This is a genomic window from Oceanimonas sp. CAM02 (assembly GCF_032842915.1).
Taxonomy (GTDB): Bacteria; Pseudomonadota; Gammaproteobacteria; order Enterobacterales; family Aeromonadaceae; genus Oceanimonas; species Oceanimonas smirnovii.
In genome coordinates this window covers 1-20,368 of sequence record NZ_JAWJBK010000027.1, presented here as the reverse complement: position 1 = coordinate 20,368, position 20,368 = coordinate 1, and the positions used below count along the sequence as shown (strand labels likewise).

Below are 20,368 nucleotides of genomic sequence, written 5' to 3'. Positions count from 1 at the left end.
TCAGTCAGCCGGCACAAAACGAACCCTGAACAATCTGGACCACCACTTGCCGGTGAGGTAAAAATCACCGGTTTGTGGGTCATGGGCAATGCCATTCAGTACCGCATCGGCATCCTTGATGCGACCACTCAAAGGCAGCAGCGCCGTGGCATCAATCACACCATCAACCCTGCCGCTGGCCTTGTGAATACGTAAAATATGGCTCTGCTTCCACACATTGGCGTAAATATGCTCGCCCACACAGGCCAGGGCATTCAGCTGATATTGAAGCTTGCCATTCAGGGTCACCGGCAGCCGCTGCTGCAGGCCAAAGTCACTAAGGCGGCGCTGCTGTAAACTGGCCGAGCCGTCGCTCATCCATAAGTGCCTGCCGTCATAACACAGGCCCCAGCCTTCTCCCTCATAGGTAAAGCCGCTTTCCATGGCAAGCTCAGGCAACCGCCATACCAGCGCCCGGCCTTCTTTCCAGGTCAGCTGGATCAAGCGGTTATCCACTCGAGTAATGCCTTCGCCGAACAGACTACCGGACAAAGGCCGCTGTTGCTTCAGCTTACCGTTACCGGCATTCAGCACCCTGATACTGGACTGGCCATACAGGCCGGTGCTTTGATACAGAAGGCCCTCATGCCACTCCAGCCCCTGTGTAAAGGCACGAATATCGTGCGGCAGGCTCTGCAGCACTTCCACCTTGAGTGCCTCCGCCGCCGGCAGCGGTGCCGCCAACCAATATAGCAGCCACAGCAGCCGCCGCGTCATGGCGTCTGGATCAGCAGCCAGTGGCTCAGCTCGGCAGCCAGCCGATTGGCGGCCTGGCTCAGTCCCGCCACGGCCGCAGCTGCATCGCGGCTGGCCAGCTCGGCCCGCTGCTCAAAACGACGGCTGGCCACAATGCGCCGGTCGCTGGTGCGCAACAGCTGGGCGTCAAAGCGGATCAGGGCCTGGGGCCGGCCCTGGCTGACATCCACCTCAAAGGCACGCAAGGTGCCCGCCAGCTCCCAGTCTGCCTGCATGCTGTCTTCTTCCCGGCTGAGAGCATCAAAACGGCCATCCTGCCACAGGGCATCCAGCAGCCAGTCTTGCCACAGCAACGGCATGGGCGCATTCCAGCGCGCATCGCCATAGGCCTGATAAGACTGCTGCCCGGTCAGCACCAACAAACGGTTGCCGGTGTGCACGCCCACTGCCTGAGGCCGGGCCAGGCGCAGCCCTTTCAACGTGAGCGAGGCCTGTTCAGCCACCGGGGCGGCCGGTGCCAGCCGGTACTGGCTGACCGGCTGAGCCGGCGGTAATACCGAGCAGGCTGTCAGTCCCAATATAAACAGCAGAAGCATGATTTGTTTCATGGCTCAAACACCTCCATTTGCTCACGTTCCAGCAAGGTGCCGGCCGGGTCCTGCTGCAGCTGTCGGGTCACATCACCCAGGGTTCGCAGGGTTCGGCGCAGCTCACGCAGGGCCGGCTCCACACCCGCCAGCCCCTGCGCGCCCGCTTCCAGCGCCGGCTGCTGCCGGGCAAGCAATTGCTCCAGCCGCTCGCTCAGACGCTGCAGGCTGGCAGCGGTGGCGGCGGTGTTGGCCAGCAGCGGCTCACCATGACGGGCCAGCTGAGTATCGAGCCGAACCATCAGCGCATCCAGCCGGCGGGCGGCATCGGTCAGCGAAGTGACTCCTTGCTGCAGGCTGCCTTGCTGCTGTGCCAGCCCAGCGGTTACTGTGTCCAGGCTGGCTAAAATATGCGTAACGTGTTCGGCATTTTGCGGGGTCAGCAGACGATTGGCATTCTCCAGTAGCGTATTCAGCCCCACCAGCAGCTCTTCAGTACTGACTCTGAGCTGAGTAAGGGGGGAAGGCTCCGCCCGTATTACCGGAATATCATCCTCATTCTGCAATAACAGCGGACTGTCAGGCGAGCCGTGGCTGAGCGCAATATTGGCAGCACCGGTAATGTTGGCCAGCGCCAGCCGTGCCTGCGTGTCGGTTTTCACCGGCGCATCGGCGGCAATACGCACCCGGGCTCGCACCTGACGGGGATCCCGCGGATTCAGGGTCAGGCTTTCTACCTCACCCACACGAATACCGCTATATTGCACGGCACTGCCTACCGACAGCCCGGATACCGGCTCGGTAAACACGATGTCATAGCGGCGCAGCTCGCTGTTATCTCCCATTTTGGCCAGCCAAAGCGCAAACAGCAGGGTTGCCGCAGCTGTCAGCAGGGTAAACAATCCCACCAGTACGTGATGAGCCCGGGTTTCCATGGGTTACTCCTTATTACCTTGAGCAGCATATTGTGCCGCTCTGCCCCGCGGGCCGTGAAAATAATCCTGAATCCAGGGATCATCAAAGGCCGCTACCTGCGTCAGCTGTCCCACCGTCTGTACCCGCTTTCGCCCCAGCACCGCCACCCGGTCGCAACAGGTATAAAGGGTATCCAGATCATGAGTGACCAGCACCACCGTCAAATCCAGTGCATTGCGTAATGTCAGCAACAGACGATCAAACGCCGAGGCAGAGACCGGATCCAGCCCTGCGGTGGGCTCATCCAGAAACAGAACCTGGGGATCCAGCGCCAGCGCCCGGGCCAGCGCGGCCCGCTTGACCATACCACCGGACAGATTGGCCGGATAACGATGCCCCGCCAGTGCCGGCAAGCCTGCCAGTGCCAGCTTGATATCGGCCAGCTTTACTGCCTGCTGCCAGCTCAGGCCGGCATGCTCCACCAGCGGCAAAGCCACGTTTTCCAGCACAGTGAGCGAAGAAAACAAAGCACCGTTCTGAAACAGAACTCCCATACGCCGTTCCAGCTGGCTGCGTTCTGTCGCCGGCAGGGTCAGCAGATCCTGCTGCCACAGGCGTACTTCGCCGGCATCGGGACGATGCAGGCCAATAATGGAACGCAGCAGTACCGACTTGCCACTGCCGGATCCCCCCACCAGCCCCAGAATTTCTCCCGGCATCACATCCAGATCCAGCTGCTCGTGCACCACCTGGGAGCCAAAGCAATTGCGCAAGCCCCGCACGCGAATAAGGGCGTCCGTCACCAGCCCATCTCCATTAAAAACAGCGCCGCCACCGCATCCAGCAATATCACCACAAAAATGGACTGCACCACACTGGAGGTGGTGTGTTCCCCTACCGACTGAGCGCTGCCCGAAACCTTGAACCCTTCCAGGCAGCCGATAAGCGCAATCAGCACCGCAAACACGGGCGCCTTGCCCAGTCCTACCAGCAAATGCTGCAAGGGCACCTGCTGTACTATGGCCAAATACTGAGTCAGCGAAATATCCAGCGACAACATGCCCACCAGAGCACCACCAAGCAGACCGCTGAGCACGGCAATAAACGCCAGTAACGGCAGGGTCAGCAATAACGCCAGCAATCGGGGTAACACCAACAGCGCCACGGGATCCAGCCCCTGTGCGCGCAGAGCATCCAGCTCCTGATTCACTTTCATGGCACCCAGCTGGGCAGTAAAAGCACTGGCGGTGCGGCCGGCCAGCAAAATAGCCGTCAGCAGCACACCAAACTCACGCATAAAACTGTAAGCCACCAGATCTACCGTATAGATGGTGGCACCGAAGTTCTCCAGCACGGTAGCGCCGAGAAAGGCTACCACGGCCCCCACCAGAAAGGTCAGCAGCGCCACTATGGGCACCGCATTCAGCCCACACTGCTGCATCTGTGCCACCAACGCAGTGATGCGCCACTGAGATGGCCGGAACATCAGCCCCGCTGCCGTGGTCAGAGTCAGGCCGGTAAATCCCAGCAGCATCTTGCCCTGCAGCCAGCCCCGGTCCACGCGCTGTCCCAGCCGGGCCAGCCCGTCACTCCAGCGGGACATGGCCGCCGGCACCGGCTCACGCTGCGCCATCACTTCCGTAACTGCCAGTAACAACGATGTCTGCTTGTCACTCAGATTTTCGGCCTGCTGCGCCAATACCGGCAGGCCACTACCCAGTTGTTGCCACAACAGGCCGGCACCCGCGGTATCCAGCCGGGTCAGACCTGCTGCTTCCAGCGCTGTGACCTGCTCCGCCGGCAGCGGCTGCAGGATCTGCTGCAAATATGCATAATGCGCCAGAGTCCAGTCTCCCGTCAGGCTCAACCGGTTTGCCGACAGTTGCCAGCCCGGTTTTTGTGTACTCAATATAAGCCTCCTTCTTCTGTCAGCATGCGTACCAGGCGGCTGCGGGTGACCAGCCCCTGACCGCGCCGAACCGGCACCAGAAAGCCGGCACCGGGCTCACCTTGCAGACTGCGCAGGGCTTCCAATAACGACATATCCTGCTCCAGCAGCTGTAACCGGCGGCCTGGAGTCAGCAGCTTGTCCAGCTCTTCGGCACTGGTGTTTTCGTCAAGCTGGGCTGCGGCCAGCAAATAGTAATGCTGATCTCGCTGCACTATCAGCACCGGGGCTCTGGTGACAGGTGGTACTCCCTTTCCGTTCCAGTGCACCAGGCTCATATCGGCCAGCTCCGACAGATAACGCTGAGCCAGCGCCGTGCGCACTGGATGAGTTTGCAGCTCCTGCCCACGCACGCGAAGCTGAGTGATAACCAGCGAAGGAAGATGAAAACCATGCTGGCACAACAGGTTGGCTCCCAGCACCACTATCATGGCCGGTAACATGGACTCGGCACTGAGCGACAGCTCCAGCACGGTGGCAATGGCAGCCAGCGGCGCATGAAGGACGGCACTCATCATGGCAGCCATGCCAAGCAACGCATAAAGTGCCGGATCCGAAGTGCCCGGAATAAGCGCCCCGGCTATACCGCCGGCGCAAACACCCAGCATCAGGGTAGGCGCAATCTGGCCGCCGGGCACGCCCAGACCGATGGCCGCTGCCGTGGCCAGCAGTTTGCCTGCCAGTATCACCAGTAACAGCAGCCAGGGCAGGCCCTCGTTCAGCATAATATTGATGGTGTCGTAGCCGGAACCGAGAATTTGTGGCGCAGCCAGCGCCAGCACACCGGTAATAATGCCCGCCAGCAACAGTCTGAGCGACCGGGACTTAAGCGGAACGCGAACAAATACCAGTACCAGCCGCTGAAACAAGACGGCCAGCAGCCCCACCCACAAACCGGTGATCAACAGGCCCGGAATGTCCTGATAGGATGCCAGCGACAGCTGAACCGGCTCCAGAATGGCGTGCTCTCCCAACAACGCGCCGGTCAGGGCCGACGCAGTGATGGCGGCTGCAATAATGGGCGCAAACCCCAGCAGGCTGTATTCCATCAACACCACTTCCATGGCAAACAGCACACCCGCCAGGGGCGTATTAAAGGCAGCAGAAATGGCCGCTGCCGTTCCGCACCCCAGCAACAGCCGTAGCTGGCTGGGTGGCCTGCCGGTCACTTGCCCCACCTGGCTGGCAATGCCCGCCCCCATATGTACAGCAGGCCCTTCCCGGCCCACACTGTGACCCGAGCCAAGGGCAACAAGAGCGGCCACGAACTGAAAGCCGATATTGCCGGCAGGAATGCGTCCCTGCCCGAACTGCAGCCGCTCCAGTACATAGGCCAGCCCTACCGACTGCCAGTTCCGGGGAGTGAAATGATATAACAGGATCAGCAAGGCGCTGCCCAGCACCGGCAGCCCCAGCTGCCAGTACCAGGCCAGTGACTCGAAGTCTTCCAGATTATTACCGTTAAGGCCACCCAGGGTGGCATTAAGAATCAGCAAAAAACTCATCATTACCAAACTGGCTGCGATGCCGGTTAAGACGCCCAGCATCACCAGTGGCAGCAAGCTGCCGGTATGCCGTGAAAACAGCCGGCGGATCAGGTTGCGTGCTTGATTCATGAGCCAGTTCCGATCGCGTCAGGAACATTCATTATTCACTCCCTGTGTGGAATAAACCACTCTTGAAGCAAGGAATTCTGTTATATTTCACATACTTCGAACGTTAACGCCCACTCTTGCACACCCCCTTAACCCCGGCCATAACAGGGAGACATCATGTACAAGCTGGTATTTTTTGTTCCTGAAACCCATGCCGATGCGGTGAAACAGGCGGTGTTTGCCACCGGTGCCGGCAAAATCGGTGATTATGACCAGTGCTGTTTTGAAACGCGCGGGCAAGGTCAGTTTCGCCCTTTGGCCGGTGCCAACCCCTTTCTGGGCACAGCCGGCGAGCTGGAGCGGGTGGATGAGCTGCGCATTGAGCTGGTTTGCGAAGATTCTCTGATTCAAGCGGCGGTGAAAGCACTACGCGCCGCTCACCCTTATGAAGAGCCGGCCTACGATGTCTGGCCGCTGGCCAAGCTTTAAAGGTGGCACATCATGATATATACCGTTTTGCCCAGCCCCTGTGGTCCATTGCGTATTGAAGCCAATGACGAGGCCATCACCCGCATTCTTTTTCTCGATAAGCCATTAGCGGCCACTGCTCCGGCCAGCCCTTTGCTGGCACAAACCTGTGATCAGCTGAATGCCTATTTTGCCGGCGAGCTCACCCGCTTTTCGCTGCCACTGGCCCCTGCCGGCACACCTTTTCAGCAGCAAGTATGGCAAGCGCTGTTAACCATTCCCTGGGGTGAAAAACGCAGTTACCGCGATATTGCTGTTGCCATCGGCAATCCCAGGGCCGTGCGGGCCGTCGGTGCCGCCAATGGCCGCAATCCCATTCCCATTATCATTCCCTGCCACCGGGTCATTGGTGCCAATGGCAGCCTTATCGGCTATGCCGGTGGCCTGACACGTAAGCGCTGGTTACTGGACCATGAGACCAAAGTCTGACAATAACCCCGCTGCTTTGTGCGAGATCTCTCAAGCTGACTTCAGATAATATGCTTTTGTGATGCGGCCAAAGTCCTTAAAGAATAAATTTTCACCTTTACATTCAGCAAGATGCCATTTATTAACCATTCCTGACACTTTAGTCAGCCTGAAAACCGGACTTTCGGTATTGCCGGTTCGGGTTACTATTCTTCTCGCAAGGAAGCACAGGGCCTCTCAGGAAGAAAGGCCGGCCAGGAATGGCACAAGGACACCGCCGGGAAAGGCGGCAAGGACACCTTCAGGGTTGAAGATGTGAAGCGGGTCAGGACGACACGCGGTCAGGAACGACCAGGACACACCGAAGGATCGGGAAGCGGACCATTTCACGGAGTGAAATACAGTCAGGGATATGGCAGGGAGCCATCAGGTTCACGGAACAGAGCCGTCAGGACGACCGAAAAAAGGGCAACAGCAATGTTGCCCTTTTTTCGTATTTACGCACTACGCCTGATGCGGACTCAGAGCCGAACTACCAGACAATCCATCCCTTGCCGGGACAGGTGCTGACAGGCATTCTGTGCCTGCTTTTCTTCAAAACCTATCAGGCGGGCACGAAACAGGGTCCGGTTGCTGATTTCCACTTCAGTAACAGCCGCCCTGGCCTGCGCCAGATCACCCAGCCGGCGTGCAGCATCCGAGGCTCTGTCCCTGGCCTGCTCCGGCATACGGAAAGAGCCAATTTGTACTGCCCAGTCCCCATGAAATAAAGGATCAGCCGCCGGGACTTGAGGTGGCTGAGTATTCGGCGCTTGTTTTACTGTCTGGCGCACAGTGCGCGTACGAACGACCAGTCGATCGGCAGCAGGCACCTGCGTTACCCTGGCAACCTGAGTAGCACGCCCTATGCTGCGGTCAATCAGTGAAGCCATATGCTGATCCCGGGACTGAGCGGTTTTACCCCCCATCACCACACCTACCACACGGCGATCATCCCGCAATGCCGAGGTCGCCACATTAAAGCCGGACGCACGAATATAACCGGTCTTCATGCCATCCACCCCGGGCGCATTCTGCACCATGCGATTATGGCTATGGTAGGTTTTACCCTTATAGGTAAAGGACGTGGTGGAAAAATAATGATAATAGCCCGGGTAATCCTTCATCAGCCGCAACGACAGGGTAGCCAAATCCCGGGCAGTGGAAATTTGCTGGCTGTCGGGCAGGCCCGAGGCATTACGAAAGGTGGTATTGTACATTTTCAGCTCTCTGGCCTTGGCCGTCATACGTTTGGCAAAGGCGCTCTCGCTCCCCCCCAGGGCCTCGGCCACCACCACAGCCACGTCATTGGCCGAGCGTACTATCAACGCCGGAATGGCATCTTTTACTTTCAGTCTGTCGCCTTTTTTGAGCTGAATATTGGTTTGTGGCATGGAAGCCGCATGTGCCGACACCGGCATTGCAGTATTCAGGCTCATGCGCCCCTGCTCCATGGCATCAAACAACAGGTAGAGGGTCATCATTTTAGTGAGTGACGCCGGATAGCGGCTGGCATCAGCATTAGCCGCATGCAGTACTGTGCCGTTTTCGGCGTCGATCACGATGGCCGCATAACGTGGATTGGCGTGAGCCTGAGTCGTCAGACAAACCAGCAGCAAAAAACCAAGTAATTGTGAGATAGTTTTTCCCGGGCGGGATACAGTAAACATGGGAACCTCCTCCCACTTTTAAAAAGCTGCCTGAAATTACGCCAGGGAATCAGCACTGTCCAGCACCAGTTTTATCCTGATGCAGCAGCCTGACGCAAGGGCACACAGACACAGCTTTTAACACTAATAAATCCGTTTATAGTAACAAGCATATACCCTGCTGAACTGATGCAGAACAAGACGGATAAATATTTATCAAAAAGGCGCCAGAGGCGCCTTTGATTCATCAGTCACTCAGGTTAGGGGCAAGCCACTTTTCAGCGTCTTCTCTGGTCATACCTTTACGCGCGGCATAATCCAGCAGCTGGTCTTCCTGAATGCGGGCCACCGCGAAGTAGCGGGTGTCCGGATAGGAGAAATAGAAGCCCGACACTGCCGCTCCCGGCCACATGGCGTAGGACTCGGTCAGCTTCATGCCGATGCGGTTTTCCACGTCCAGCCACTGCCACAGGGTGCCTTTTTCGGTGTGCTCGGGACAGGCGGGATAGCCCGGCGCCGGACGAATGCCCTGATACTTTTCGCGGATCAGCTCGTCGTTGTTGAGCGTTTCGTCCGGGGCATAGCCCCAGTACTCCCGCCGCACCTTAAGGTGCATGTACTCGGCAAAGGCCTCCGCCAGCCGGTCTGCCACGGCGCTGGCCATGATGGCGTTGTAATCGTCGTGAGCATCCTTGTAACGCTTGACGATCTCGTCCTCGCCGATGCCACCGGTGACCGCAAAGCCGCCGATGTAGTCCGGCTTGCTGCCCTTGGGCGCCACATAGTCGGCCAGGCAGTAGTTGGGGAAACCATCCTTCTTCTCGGTCTGCTGACGCAAAAAGCGCAGCGTGTGCAGCACTTGCGAGCGGGACTCGTCGGCGTAGATTTCCACGTCGTCGCCCACGCTGTTGGCGGGAAACAGACCGATCACCCCGGCACAGCTCAGCTCACCCTCTGCCTCCAAGGTGTCGAGCATGGCGTTGGCATCGGCGAACAAGCGTTTGGCTTCTTCACCCACCACCTCGTCTTCCAGAATGCGCGGATACTTGCCCGCCAGTGACCAGGTGAGGAAAAACGGCGTCCAGTCGATGTATTCCCGCAGCACCGAGATGGGCGCGTTGCGGAATTCATGAATGCCCGGTTTCACCGGCACCGGCGGGGTGTAAGCGTCCCAGTCGATGTTCACCTTGTTGGCCCGGGCCTCGGCCAGGGTCACCGGTTTGGTGCGGGGCTTTTTGCGGGCGTGCTGATCCCGCACCACCTCGTATTCCTGATTGAGCCGCGCCACAAAGGCCGGCTTGTTGGTCTCACTCAGCAGGCTCTGCACCACGCCCACGGCGCGGGAAGCGTTGGACACATACACCACCGGCTCGTCGTAGTTCTGCTCAATCTTGACCGCGGTATGAGCCTTGGAGGTGGTAGCGCCGCCGATCAGCAGCGGGATCTTGAAGCCCTGACGCTGCATTTCCTTGGCCACGTGTACCATTTCATCCAGTGACGGGGTGATCAGCCCCGACAGGCCAATCATGTCGGCGTTGGTTTCCCGGGCGGTCTTAAGGATGGTCTCGCAGGGCACCATAACTCCCAGGTCCACCACCTCAAAGTTATTGCACTGCAACACCACACCGACGATGTTCTTGCCGATGTCGTGCACGTCGCCCTTGACCGTGGCCATCACAATCTTGCCGTTGCTCTGACCCACCGCCTTGGTGGCCTCGATATAGGGGTTAAGGTAGGCCACCGCCCGCTTCATCACCCGGGCCGATTTCACCACCTGGGGCAGGAACATCTTGCCCTCGCCGAACAGATCGCCGACCACGTTCATGCCGTCCATCAGCGGGCCTTCAATCACGTCCAGCGGGCGCGCCGCCTGCTGGCGGGCCTCTTCGGTGTCTTCCTCGATAAAGTCGGTCAGGCCCTTGACCAGAGCGTGCTCAAGGCGCTTGTTCACCGGCCAGCTGCGCCATTCCAGATCCCGGGCGTCATTGGCAGGGCCACCACTGTTGCGATAACGCTCGGCCACTTCCAGCAGGGCCTCGGTGGCGTTATCGTTGAGGTTGAGCACCACCGCCTCCACCTTCTCCTTCAGCTCGGGCTCGATGTCTTCATAGATGGCAAGCTGACCGGCGTTGACGATACCCATGTCCATGCCGTTCTTGATGGCGTGATACAGAAATACCGCATGAATGGCTTCCCGCACCGGCTCGTTGCCCCGGAACGAGAACGACACGTTGGACACGCCGCCGGAGATCATGGCGTGAGGCAGGTTGTCCTTGATGTCCTTGACCGCCTCGATAAAGTCGACCGCATAGTTGTTGTGTTCATCGATGCCGGTGGCCACCGCAAAGATATTGGGGTCGAAGATAATGTCTTCAGGCGGAAAGCCCACCTTGTCCACCAGCACCCGGTAGGCCCGCTGGCAGATTTCGAACTTGCGCTCCCGGGTGTCGGCCTGACCCACTTCATCAAAGGCCATGACGATCACAGCGGCACCATAACGGCGCACCAGTTTGGCCTGCTCGATAAACTTGGCTTCCCCTTCCTTCAGGGAGATGGAGTTGACGATGCCCTTGCCCTGAATGCACTTGAGGCCGGCCTCAATCACTTCCCACTTTGAAGAGTCGATCATGATGGGCACGCGGGAAATATCGGGCTCACCAGCGATCAGGTTGAGGAAGCGGGCCATGCAGGCCTCGGCGTCGAGCATGCCCTCGTCCATGTTGATGTCGATGATCTGGGCGCCGTTTTCCACCTGCTGCAGCGCCACTTCCAGCGCCTCGTCGTAGAGCTCTTCCTTGATCAGCCGCTTGAACTTGGCCGATCCGGTCACGTTGGTACGCTCGCCCACGTTGACGAACATGCTCTCGGGGGTGATCAGCACCGGCTCCAGGCCGGACAGCCGGCAGGCCACCGGCAGCTCGGGCAGTGGCCGGGGAGCTACGCCCTTGACCGCCTCGGCGATGGCACGAATATGCTCGGGGGTGGAGCCGCAGCAGCCGCCCACCAGGTTGAGGAAACCACTTTCGGCCCACTCGCGAATATGGGCGGCCATCTCGGCGGCGTCCAGGTCGTATTCACCAAAGGCGTTGGGCAGACCGGCGTTAGGGTGAGCAGAAACATAGGTCTCGCTGATACGGGACAGTTCGGCCACGTACTGGCGCAGTTCATCCGGGCCAAGAGCACAGTTCAGGCCAAAGGAGATGGGCTGGGCGTGGCGCAGGGAGTGATAGAAGGCCTCGGTGGTCTGGCCAGTCAGGGTGCGCCCGGAGGCGTCGGTAATGGTGCCGGAAATCATCACCGGCAGGCGCACGTTACGCTTCTCAAACACCCCTTCAATGGCAAACACCGCCGCCTTGGCGTTGAGGGTATCGAAGATGGTCTCGATCATCAGCAGATCGGCACCGCCGTCGATCAGCGCTTCGGTGGCCTCGGTGTAGGCCGCCACCAGCTGGTCAAAGCTGATGTTGCGGTAGCCGGGGTCGTTCACGTCCGGCGAGATGGAGGCGGTGCGGTTGGTCGGGCCCAATACCCCGGCCACAAAGCGCGGCTTGTGGGGCTCCTTGGCGGTCCATTCATCGGCCACCCGGCGCGCCAGTCTGGCCGCCTCCAGGTTGATCTCCGCCGCCAGACTTTCCATGTGGTAGTCGGCCATGGCGATGGTGGTGGCGTTAAAGGTATTGGTTTCCACTATGTCGGCACCGGCGGCGAAATAATCGCTGTGGATTTGGGCGATGATCTCGGGCTGGGTCAACACCAACAGATCGTTGTTGCCCTTGAGATCACTGCCCCAGTCGGCAAAGCGCTCGCCCCGGTAGGCGGCCTCGTCCAGCCGGTGTGACTGGATCATGGTGCCCATGCCCCCGTCTATGATCAAAATGCGTTCGGCCAAAGCCTGTTCGAGCTGAGAAAACACGGGGGATCTGGACACTGCTTACTCCTGTTACAACCTGATTCCTGTATGCAGCTTTCATGCTACCACAATTTAACCAATCGGAAATCCGGCCATCTGCATGGCTGATGTTTTACGGGGGTAAACAAGGTGTAAAAATACACATCCTCACGGCATTTTTGCTAGTGAAGCCAGGGCTGATAGGGCAAACTATGTGCAACCGAATATATTCGGCCAACCAAGCTTGCAAAATAATAAAATAACCTTTCAGAAGAGCCCTCACATGAGCGTTTATTACACTCTGTGCTTTTTGGCTGCCATGGCGATCACCATTGCCTTCGTCAATCAGTACATCATGAAAATTCAGACCACCATTGCCATTACCTCCGGCGCTCTTGCCATCTCTGTTTTTATGCTGATTCTGGGTAAAACGACCTGGCCCGGACTGCAGGAACATGCGGTGGAAGTCATTAAAACTATCGATTTCGGCTCCTTCCTCCTGCAAGGGATCCTTGGCTTTCTGCTGTTTGCCGGGGGCCTGGGAATTAATCTGCCCGCATTAAAAAGTCAGAAATGGGAAATTTCGATTCTGGTCATTTTTGGCGTACTTATCTCCACGCTTGTTGTGGCCGGTGGTCTCTGGCTGCTGGGCTATGTCGCTGCCATTCCCATTCCCTTTATTTACTGCCTGCTGTTTGGCACCCTGATTTCCCCTACCGATCCCATAGCGGTACTGGCCATTGTCAAGAAACTGGGAGCGCCGGAGCAGATTTCCATTCAGATCGAAGGTGAATCGCTGTTCAACGACGGTATCGGCCTGGTCGCCTTTCTGACCATTTTCGCGGTGGCCTTTAACGGCAACGAGGCCAGTTTTGGTTCCGTGCTGACCCTGTTTACTCACGAAGCGGTGGGCGGCATCATCTTCGGTGCCCTGCTGGGACTGATGTGTCACATTATGATCAGCGCCACCGACGATGGCTCCATGGAGCTGCTGATGACGTTGTGCGTCCCCACTGCCGGTTTTGCCATGGCCAACGTCCTGGGTGTATCCGGTGCCCTGGCCATGGTGGTGGCAGGTATTATTATCGGTAACTGGACCCGCTATACCGGCTTTTCGGATCAGAGCCAGAAATACCTGGATCACTTCTGGCACCTGCTGGACGAATTCCTCAACGCCCTGCTGTTCCTGCTGATTGGTCTGGCCATGCTGCTGGTACAGTTTCACTGGCAAGCCTGGATTTTGGTATTGTTGTCGGTACCGCTGGTACTGGCCGGCCGCTTCCTCAGTGTGGCTCTGCCGTATACCGGCTTTCGCCGGGTTCGCAGCTATAACAAATATTCGGTACGCATTCTTACCTGGGGCGGTCTGCGAGGCGGTCTGTCACTGGCAATGGCACTGTCGATTCCGGCGGGGGTGAAGCTGGGCAGCGATGGTCAGGTAGACCTGCGGGATCTGATATTAATGATGACCTACGCCATCGTGCTGTTCTCGATTATCGTGCAGGGCATGACCATCACCCCCATGATCAACAAGGCCAAGGCCGCAGAGAAAGCCGGCTTTCCCATCGAATAACAAAAAGGGGCGTGAGCCCCTTTTTTAATGTTCAGTCTTCCCAGTCTTTGGTCAGGGTGTCGCCGGTGGCGCTGAGGGTGTTCAGATCGTAGGGCGTCAGCTGATAAACGTGATAGTTGAGCCAGTTGGAAAACAGCAGATGACCATGGCTGCGCCAGGTAGCCCGCGGGGCATTATCGGGGTTATTGCCGGGATAGTAATTCACCGGCATGCTGGGCTCTATGCCCGCCGACAGATCCCGCATGTATTCCTGATGAAGGGTATCGGGGTCATATTCCGGGTGGCCGGTCACAAACACCTGCCGCCGATCCGGGCTTACCGCCAGATACATACCCACCTGCTCGGAGCCGGCCAGTACCTTGAGGTTGGTTTTTTCCCGAATCAAGTCCAGCGGAAAGTCTGCATAGCGGGAGTGAGGAGCCAGAAACACATCATCAAAACCACGCACCAGTGGTTCATACTGCCCCATATTCTGATGTTCATACACACCGGATAATTTTTCCAGCCGGGTACGTTTGTCGAGATCATACAAAATCTTGAGGCCGGCCTGGGCTGCCCAGCACAAAAACAGAGTGGAAGTCACATGGCTTTTGGACCACTCCACTACCTGTTCAATTTTGTCCCAGTACACCACATCACAAAAATCGGTCAGCCCCAGCGGCGCGCCAGTGATAATCAAACCGTCGTAAAACTGATCCTTGATCTGCTCAAAATCAAAGTAAAAATGCTCCAGATGAGACTGAGGCGTGTTTTTGGAAGGCCGGTTGTCAATGCGCAGCAGATCCACGCCAATTTGCAGGGGCGAATTCGACAGCATACGCAGCAGCTGATTCTCGGTTTCAATTTTCTTGGGCATTAAATTGAGCAGCAGCACCCGCATCGGTCGTATGTCCTGATTAACCGCGCGCGTCTCCGTCATCACGAAGATATTTTCCTGGCTCAGGACGTTGGCCGCCGGCAGGCGATCCGGAATTCTGATGGGCATGTGCTTACTCCATGTACTGCATCGGTAGAAAAGTCTAGACATCTAGAAATCTACAATATGGGTCGCTGCTTGTCATCAGTAACCTGTGTTACTGCTGCCAGATGCGATAGAATTTGGCCAGTTTTGTTCAAGGATTTGCATATGGAACCCGTGATTGAACTCATCAGCACCGGCGATGAAGTGCTTACCGGCCTGATAACCGATACCAATGCCGGCTGGCTGTCGCAACGGCTGCTGGAACAGGGCTGGCAGGTGCGCCGGCGCTTTACCGTGGGCGATGACAAAGCCGATCTGGTGGAGCTGTTTGAGCAGCGTAGCCACCATGCAGATGTGGTTATCGTCAATGGCGGGCTGGGCCCCACTTCCGATGATATCAGTGCTGAGGCCATGGCCGAAGCCGCCGGCGTGCCCCTGGTGCTGAATGAACCATGGCTGAAGCTGATGCAGGAGAAATACGCCGGTCGCAATCGTAATATGCCGGAAAGCAACATCAAGCAAGCCATGCTGCCGGAAGGCGCCGAACTGGTAGACAACCCTGTTGGTACTGCCTGTGGCTTTGCCGTGCAATATAACCGGGCGCTGTTTTTCTTTACTCCGGGGGTGCCGTCCGAGCTGAAGAACATGATGGATCAGGAAATTTTGCCCCGGCTGCGTAACCGCCTGGGTCAGCGAGGTCAGAGCCAGGTACGCCGCTACTTTTTGTTCGGGCTGTCTGAGTCTGGCTTAAGTGACCGGCTGGATCCGCTGCCCTGGCCTGACGGCATTACGCTTGGTTATCGAGCTAACTCTCCTACCATAGAGCTGAAACTGATTATCGGCACTGATAATCGCGAGGCCATCAGAACTGCTGAAACCCAGTTACTGGAGCAAGTAGGCAGCCATGTGGTAGCCCGTAACGAGCTGAAGTTTGAAGGTCTGGCCGCACAATTGCACGACCGGGATCTGGTGGTATTTGAAGATGCCAGCGGCGGCCGCCTGACCGACACCCTGCACACCCTGACCAGCGAATTTGAGGGTCATTATCTGGCGGGACTGCCTGATACGGCTGACGATCTGGCTCAGTGGCTGAAAGGCTCCGGCCGGGCCACCACTCTGGCCATTGGTGCCGAAGGGCCGGAAGGCATTCCTCTGGCGCTATTAACGCCGGAAGGCTGCCGGGCTCAAACCCTGAAAATGCATTTTCGTGATCCGCTGATGCGCCGCCGTCTGCTGGCCTTTGCCGCCTTTGATATGCTGCGCCGGCAGCTGCAAGGTCTGCCGGTTATTGTGGATTACGACATACTTCCCCGCAGTGAACTGATCAGCCTGCCGCAATAATCACAAAGGGCGGTCACGCCGCCCTTTTGCTTAGCCCTGAAGTCGCCAGTGCCGCAGCAGTTTTTCTGCCGGACGCACCAGTGTTTCAGTCAGCCAGTGTGCCAGCGGAGTATGAAACAACCAGGCAGCAGTGATTAATGCCAGCGGAATGGAACCACAGAAAAAGTCAGTAAACCAATGCGCTCCCGACATCACCCTGGGCATCGCCAGAATCAGCACCAGAGGCACGACTGCATAGAGATAACGGCGGGGAAAGCGGTAAATGGCAAACAGCAAAAAGGTAGCAAAACCAATACCGTGGTCACTGGGAAAGGAATCTTGCGAGGCGTCTTTGGCTTTAATGTCCGGCACCAGCCGGCTGACCCGCTCCGCTTGCTCATAGGCCAGAGTCGGACTCGGCCGCTTCACCGGCAATGCCTTGCCTGCCGCTGCCTGCAATGAAAAAGAGCCGGCCATAATAATAAGCAGGCAGCAAATACGCGCCCGCTCTCTGCCCGATGCCAGCCAGGCATAGCGAAATACAAAGAGTGCCATCAGCAACGCGATGGCACCATCTATCCAGCGCTGGTTTACAAAAGCGACCAGCCCGGCAAAACCGGGGACAGTTATCAGCCGCTCATTAAACCACCAGAATACTCCCTCATCCAGACCAAGCCAGTAGCCCTGCCACCAGGTGGCAAGCAATATCAGTGCCAGCAACTGTAATCCGAACCAGCCTTTAATATCCCAGCGCAACTTATATACCCACGAATAAAAACGTGATTTATATCACGAAGCGCTGGTAAAGTCCCCAGTGCTAGCGCAGTTGTGCTGCCAGTTCACGCTGTCGCGCTTTTAAGGCACCAATATCCAGGCCTTCCACCGCGCCCTCTGTTACTCGCCAACGGCCGGCGACCATGACCCTGTCCGCTCGTTGAGCACCGCAAAGCACCAGTGCTGCCAGCGGATCACCGGCACCGGCAAACTGAATATCATCGAGCCGGAACAATGCCAGATCAGCCTGTTTGCCAACAGCAATCTCACCGATATCGTCACGTCCCAGACAGGCAGCCGACCCTTGGGTAGCCCAGTTCAGTACCTTTTGATGCGTAATTTTACTGGCACCATAACGCAGCCGTTGCAGGAGTAATGCCTGCCGCACTTCCAGTATCATGTTAGATCCGTCATTAGACGCAGAGCCGTCTACTCCCAGGCCTACCGGACAACCGGCAGCTTCCAGATCCAGAGTCGGGCACATACCTGAAGCCAATAACATATTGGATGAGGGGCAGTGAGCAATGCCAGTGCCGGCTTTACCCAGCCGGATAATTTCTTCTTCATTGAAGTGAATGCCATGAGCCAGCCAGGTTCGCTTGTTAAGCCAGCCTACTGACTCCAGGTAATCCACCGGACGCATACCAAACATGCGCTGGCAAAACTCGGTTTCGTCGTGAGTTTCGGCTAAATGAGTATGCAATTGCACATCATGCTGCTCAGCAAGCCGGGCCGAGGCTTTCATTAATTCGCTGCTCACCGAAAAGGGAGAGCAGGGAGCCAGCGCCACTCTGCTCATGGCTCCGGCTGCATGGTCATGATAACGATGGATCAGTCGCTCACTGTCGGCAAGAATGGTCTCTTCACTCTGTACTGTTGACTGCGGCGGCAATCCGCCCTGTTCCTGTCCCAGACTCATGGAACCCCGGGTCAGATGCACTCGCACGCCCAGCCTGTGAGCTTGCTCCATTTGAATATCAATGGCCTGTTCAAGCCCCTGAGGAAACAGGTAATGATGATCATTGGCAGTGGTACATCCCGACAGCAACAGCTCAGTCAGCGCGATTTGCGTGGAGACGGCTATCATTTCCGGCTGCAATTTGGCCCACACCGGATAGAGAGAGGTCAGCCAGGAAAACAGCTCCTTGTTCAGCGCCACCGGATGGGCGCGGGTCAGGGTCTGATAGAAATGATGGTGGGCATTAATCAGCCCCGGCAGCAATACATGCTCGCTGGCATCAAAGGTGTCATCAATTGAGTGCTGGGGTACATCCCCCTTGGCAACCAGCTCAATAATAGTGTTGTCACTGACCACCACACCGCCGGCACAGGCAGAGTCCAGAGTGGCAAGGGGTGATTTAATCCAGAGTGTCTTGGGGTTTTGCATCAGACTTTCTACTCCATATAACAGGAAAGTTCGCATCCCCCGGATGTAAAAACCCCTGACGTACAATCCGGGAAGGTACGCCAGGGGATTGAGCTTATTCGGGCTCAATTTGTCAGTGAGTATTAACCAACCTCACCTAATTTTTTTTTACCGTCTATCACCGGAGCCGCTTCTTCAGCTTCCGCTTTCTCTTCTTCCTCGTCCTGAGTACGCCCCTCGGGCAGAATCAGGCTCAGAGAGATGGCAGTAATGGCACCCATAGCAACCGGGGAGCTCAGAATGTTGGCTACAGTATCCGGCAGGGCCTGCAGCACTTCCGGCACAGTGGATACACCGATACCCATACCTACTGAAATGGCCACTATCATCATGTTACGACGGTCCAGGTTGGCCTGAGACAGTACACGAATACCGGCGACTGCCACTGTACCGAACATGATCAGAGTCGCACCACCCAGCACCGGCTTGGGCATGGTCTGCAGTACACCACCGATAATGGGGAACAGACCCATAATGAACAGAATGGCAGCAATATAGAGTCCGACAAAGCGGCTGGCCACACCAGTCAGGGCGATAACACCGTTGTTCTGACTGAAGGTCGTAGAGGGCATGCTGTTGAAAACAGCAGCAATCATGGAGTTGATACCGTCACCCAGCACACCACCGCGAATACGGTTGATATAGATCGGACCTTTCACCGGCTCACGGGAGATGGTGGAGTTGGCAGTCAGGTCACCGGTGGTTTCCATGGCACTCACACAGAACAGAATGGCCAGCGGGATAAAGGCAGCCAGATCAAACTGAAAACCAAACTTGAACGGAACCGGGATGGATACCAGCGGCAGGTTGGCCACGTGGGAGAAATCCAGACGTCCCATAAAGAAGGCAGCCAACATACCCAGAGCCAGGCCAATAACGACGGCAGCCAGACGAACCATGGGATTCTTGGAGCGATTCAGCAGAATAACACTTACCAGCACAATACCAGCCAGCAGCAGGTTATCGAGCGAGCCGAAGGCATCGGTCTTGAGCGCACCAAAACCACCACCAATGTCGGTCATGGCTACTTTAATCAGCGGAATACCGATAAGAATAATGATGGTACCGGTAACAACAGGAGTAATAATCTTCTGCAGCTTGTGTACAAAGCGGCTCAGGAAGATCTCGATAAAGGCGGCACAGAAGCTCACACCAAAGATGGTGGCCAGAATATCTTCCGGCGTACCACCGCGGTTTTTAACAATAAAACCGGCAGACAGTACGGCAGTCAGAAACGCGAAGCTGGTGCCCTGCAGGCACAACATACCGGCACCCACGGGACCGATGCGGCGACACTGAATAAAAGTACCCACACCGGACACCATGAGTGCCATGCTGATCAGATAAGGAACGTGTTCACCCAATCCGAGCGCGCCACCCACAATCAGGGTGGGAGTAATGACGCCAACCAGACTGGCCAGTACGTGCTGCAATGCAGCAAAGGTAGACGGCCAGAAACTGGGCTTGTCGTGTAATGAGTAGAGCAGATCGTGATTTTTGCCTTGAGTGGCGTTTGCTTCCTGGGTCATAACAGATCCCTTTGTTAATCGTTGCCAATGAGCAGCCATAGTGCTGTCATTTTTTAATTGGCCAACATCCTGTCGAGACGGTGGCACTACCCTCCATTCTCCACTTCAAGGCTTGTTACCGAGTGCGGAGATGAATAGATAATACCGTAAAAAAAACAGAAGTGTTATATCGATGTGAACTCTTTGTACACAAGATTTGCACCAATGTGATCTATAACACTCTTTATTGACGTCAGTAAAAGCAAAGCTATGCATCAATTAGAATAGAAGAATTGTATACACAAGCTGGGGAGCAAGCATAGAAAGGGTAGCGGGTATCAGATGCAGAAACGAAAAAAGCCCTTCACGAACGTGAAGGGCTTTTTCTTATTGGGTGCCTGGCAGTGACCTACTTTCACATGGCAGCTGCCACACTATCATCGGCGCGGTTGCGTTTCACTGCTGAGTTCGGCATGGAGTCAGGTGGTTCCACAACGCTATGGCCGCCAGGCA

General features: G+C 56.9%; 16 protein-coding genes and 1 rRNA gene. 4 read left to right on the top strand and 13 right to left on the bottom strand.

The annotated features are described in order from the left end of the window. Genes R0I78_RS08970 through R0I78_RS08945 form a run of 6 tightly spaced genes read right to left on the bottom strand, consistent with a single transcriptional unit; the run spans position 1 to position 5,801 of the window. Positions 1-756: a glutaminyl-peptide cyclotransferase gene (locus R0I78_RS08970; protein ID WP_019935069.1), complete on the bottom strand. Its 756-nt coding sequence runs from the start codon at positions 754-756 to the stop codon at positions 1-3. After that, complete coding sequence (locus R0I78_RS08965; protein WP_317075107.1) at positions 753-1,343, bottom strand: ABC-type transport auxiliary lipoprotein family protein; 591 nt, start codon at positions 1,341-1,343, stop codon at positions 753-755. Before R0I78_RS08965 ends, R0I78_RS08970 begins: the two co-directional genes overlap by 4 nt. After that, positions 1,340-2,257 (bottom strand): MlaD family protein, encoded by a 918-nt coding sequence (locus tag R0I78_RS08960; protein ID WP_019935071.1) that lies wholly within the window; start codon positions 2,255-2,257, stop codon positions 1,340-1,342. The genes R0I78_RS08965 and R0I78_RS08960 overlap by 4 nt, the downstream gene beginning before the upstream one ends. 3 nt (positions 2,258-2,260) lie before the next feature. Further along, complete coding sequence (locus R0I78_RS08955; RefSeq protein ID WP_317075106.1) at positions 2,261-3,040, bottom strand: ABC transporter ATP-binding protein; 780 nt, start codon at positions 3,038-3,040, stop codon at positions 2,261-2,263. Next, positions 3,037-4,146: an ABC transporter permease gene (locus R0I78_RS08950; RefSeq protein ID WP_317075105.1), complete on the bottom strand. Its 1,110-nt coding sequence runs from the start codon at positions 4,144-4,146 to the stop codon at positions 3,037-3,039. The genes R0I78_RS08955 and R0I78_RS08950 overlap by 4 nt, the downstream gene beginning before the upstream one ends. Continuing rightward, positions 4,143-5,801, bottom strand: a complete 1,659-nt coding sequence (locus tag R0I78_RS08945) for a chloride channel protein (protein WP_317075104.1) — start codon at positions 5,799-5,801, stop codon at positions 4,143-4,145. The genes R0I78_RS08950 and R0I78_RS08945 overlap by 4 nt, the downstream gene beginning before the upstream one ends. Positions 5,802-5,957: 156 nt before the next feature. Here R0I78_RS08945 and R0I78_RS08940 point away from each other — a divergent pair, with 156 nt between their 5' ends. Both R0I78_RS08940 and R0I78_RS08935 read left to right on the top strand, forming a co-directional pair. Beyond that, positions 5,958-6,269, top strand: coding sequence for a YqfO family protein (locus tag R0I78_RS08940; RefSeq protein ID WP_019935075.1), 312 nt, complete (start codon positions 5,958-5,960; stop codon positions 6,267-6,269). Positions 6,270-6,281: 12 nt separating this feature from the next. Then, positions 6,282-6,737, top strand: a complete 456-nt coding sequence (locus tag R0I78_RS08935) for a methylated-DNA--[protein]-cysteine S-methyltransferase (RefSeq protein ID WP_395545374.1) — start codon at positions 6,282-6,284, stop codon at positions 6,735-6,737. Between the two features lie 500 nt (positions 6,738-7,237). On the opposite strand, the gene R0I78_RS08930 is transcribed toward R0I78_RS08935, so the two are convergent. After that, entirely contained in the window at positions 7,238-8,425 is a 1,188-nt protein-coding gene (locus R0I78_RS08930) for a D-alanyl-D-alanine carboxypeptidase (RefSeq protein WP_317075103.1), read from the bottom strand. A gap of 226 nt (positions 8,426-8,651) precedes the next feature. After that, complete coding sequence (gene metH, locus R0I78_RS08925; protein ID WP_317075102.1) at positions 8,652-12,332, bottom strand: methionine synthase; 3,681 nt, start codon at positions 12,330-12,332, stop codon at positions 8,652-8,654. A gap of 244 nt (positions 12,333-12,576) precedes the next feature. Between metH and R0I78_RS08920 the strand changes: the two genes are divergently transcribed. Then, positions 12,577-13,866, top strand: coding sequence for a cation:proton antiporter (locus R0I78_RS08920; RefSeq protein WP_019935079.1), 1,290 nt, complete (start codon positions 12,577-12,579; stop codon positions 13,864-13,866). Between the two features lie 31 nt (positions 13,867-13,897). Here the strand turns inward: R0I78_RS08920 and metA are convergent, their stop codons facing one another. Then, positions 13,898-14,851, bottom strand: a complete 954-nt coding sequence (metA, locus tag R0I78_RS08915; RefSeq protein ID WP_019935080.1) for a homoserine O-succinyltransferase MetA — start codon at positions 14,849-14,851, stop codon at positions 13,898-13,900. Between the two features lie 141 nt (positions 14,852-14,992). Between metA and R0I78_RS08910 the strand changes: the two genes are divergently transcribed. Further along, positions 14,993-16,168, top strand: coding sequence for a CinA family nicotinamide mononucleotide deamidase-related protein (locus tag R0I78_RS08910; RefSeq protein ID WP_317075101.1), 1,176 nt, complete (start codon positions 14,993-14,995; stop codon positions 16,166-16,168). A 30-nt stretch (positions 16,169-16,198) separates the two neighbouring features. Here the strand turns inward: R0I78_RS08910 and R0I78_RS08905 are convergent, their stop codons facing one another. The 4 genes from R0I78_RS08905 to rrf form a co-directional block, all read right to left on the bottom strand. Further along, positions 16,199-16,903 carry a phosphatase PAP2 family protein gene (locus R0I78_RS08905; protein WP_317075100.1) on the bottom strand — a complete coding sequence of 235 codons (705 nt, stop codon included), beginning with the start codon at positions 16,901-16,903 and terminating at the stop codon, positions 16,199-16,201. A 61-nt stretch (positions 16,904-16,964) separates the two neighbouring features. After that, positions 16,965-18,308, bottom strand: a complete 1,344-nt coding sequence (locus R0I78_RS08900) for an 8-oxoguanine deaminase (RefSeq protein ID WP_317075099.1) — start codon at positions 18,306-18,308, stop codon at positions 16,965-16,967. Positions 18,309-18,430: 122 nt separating this feature from the next. Continuing rightward, positions 18,431-19,876, bottom strand: coding sequence for a nucleobase:cation symporter-2 family protein (locus R0I78_RS08895; protein WP_317075098.1), 1,446 nt, complete (start codon positions 19,874-19,876; stop codon positions 18,431-18,433). 375 nt (positions 19,877-20,251) lie between these two features. Next, positions 20,252-20,366 (bottom strand): 5S ribosomal RNA (rrf, locus tag R0I78_RS08890). Between the last annotated feature and the right edge of the window lie 2 nt (positions 20,367-20,368).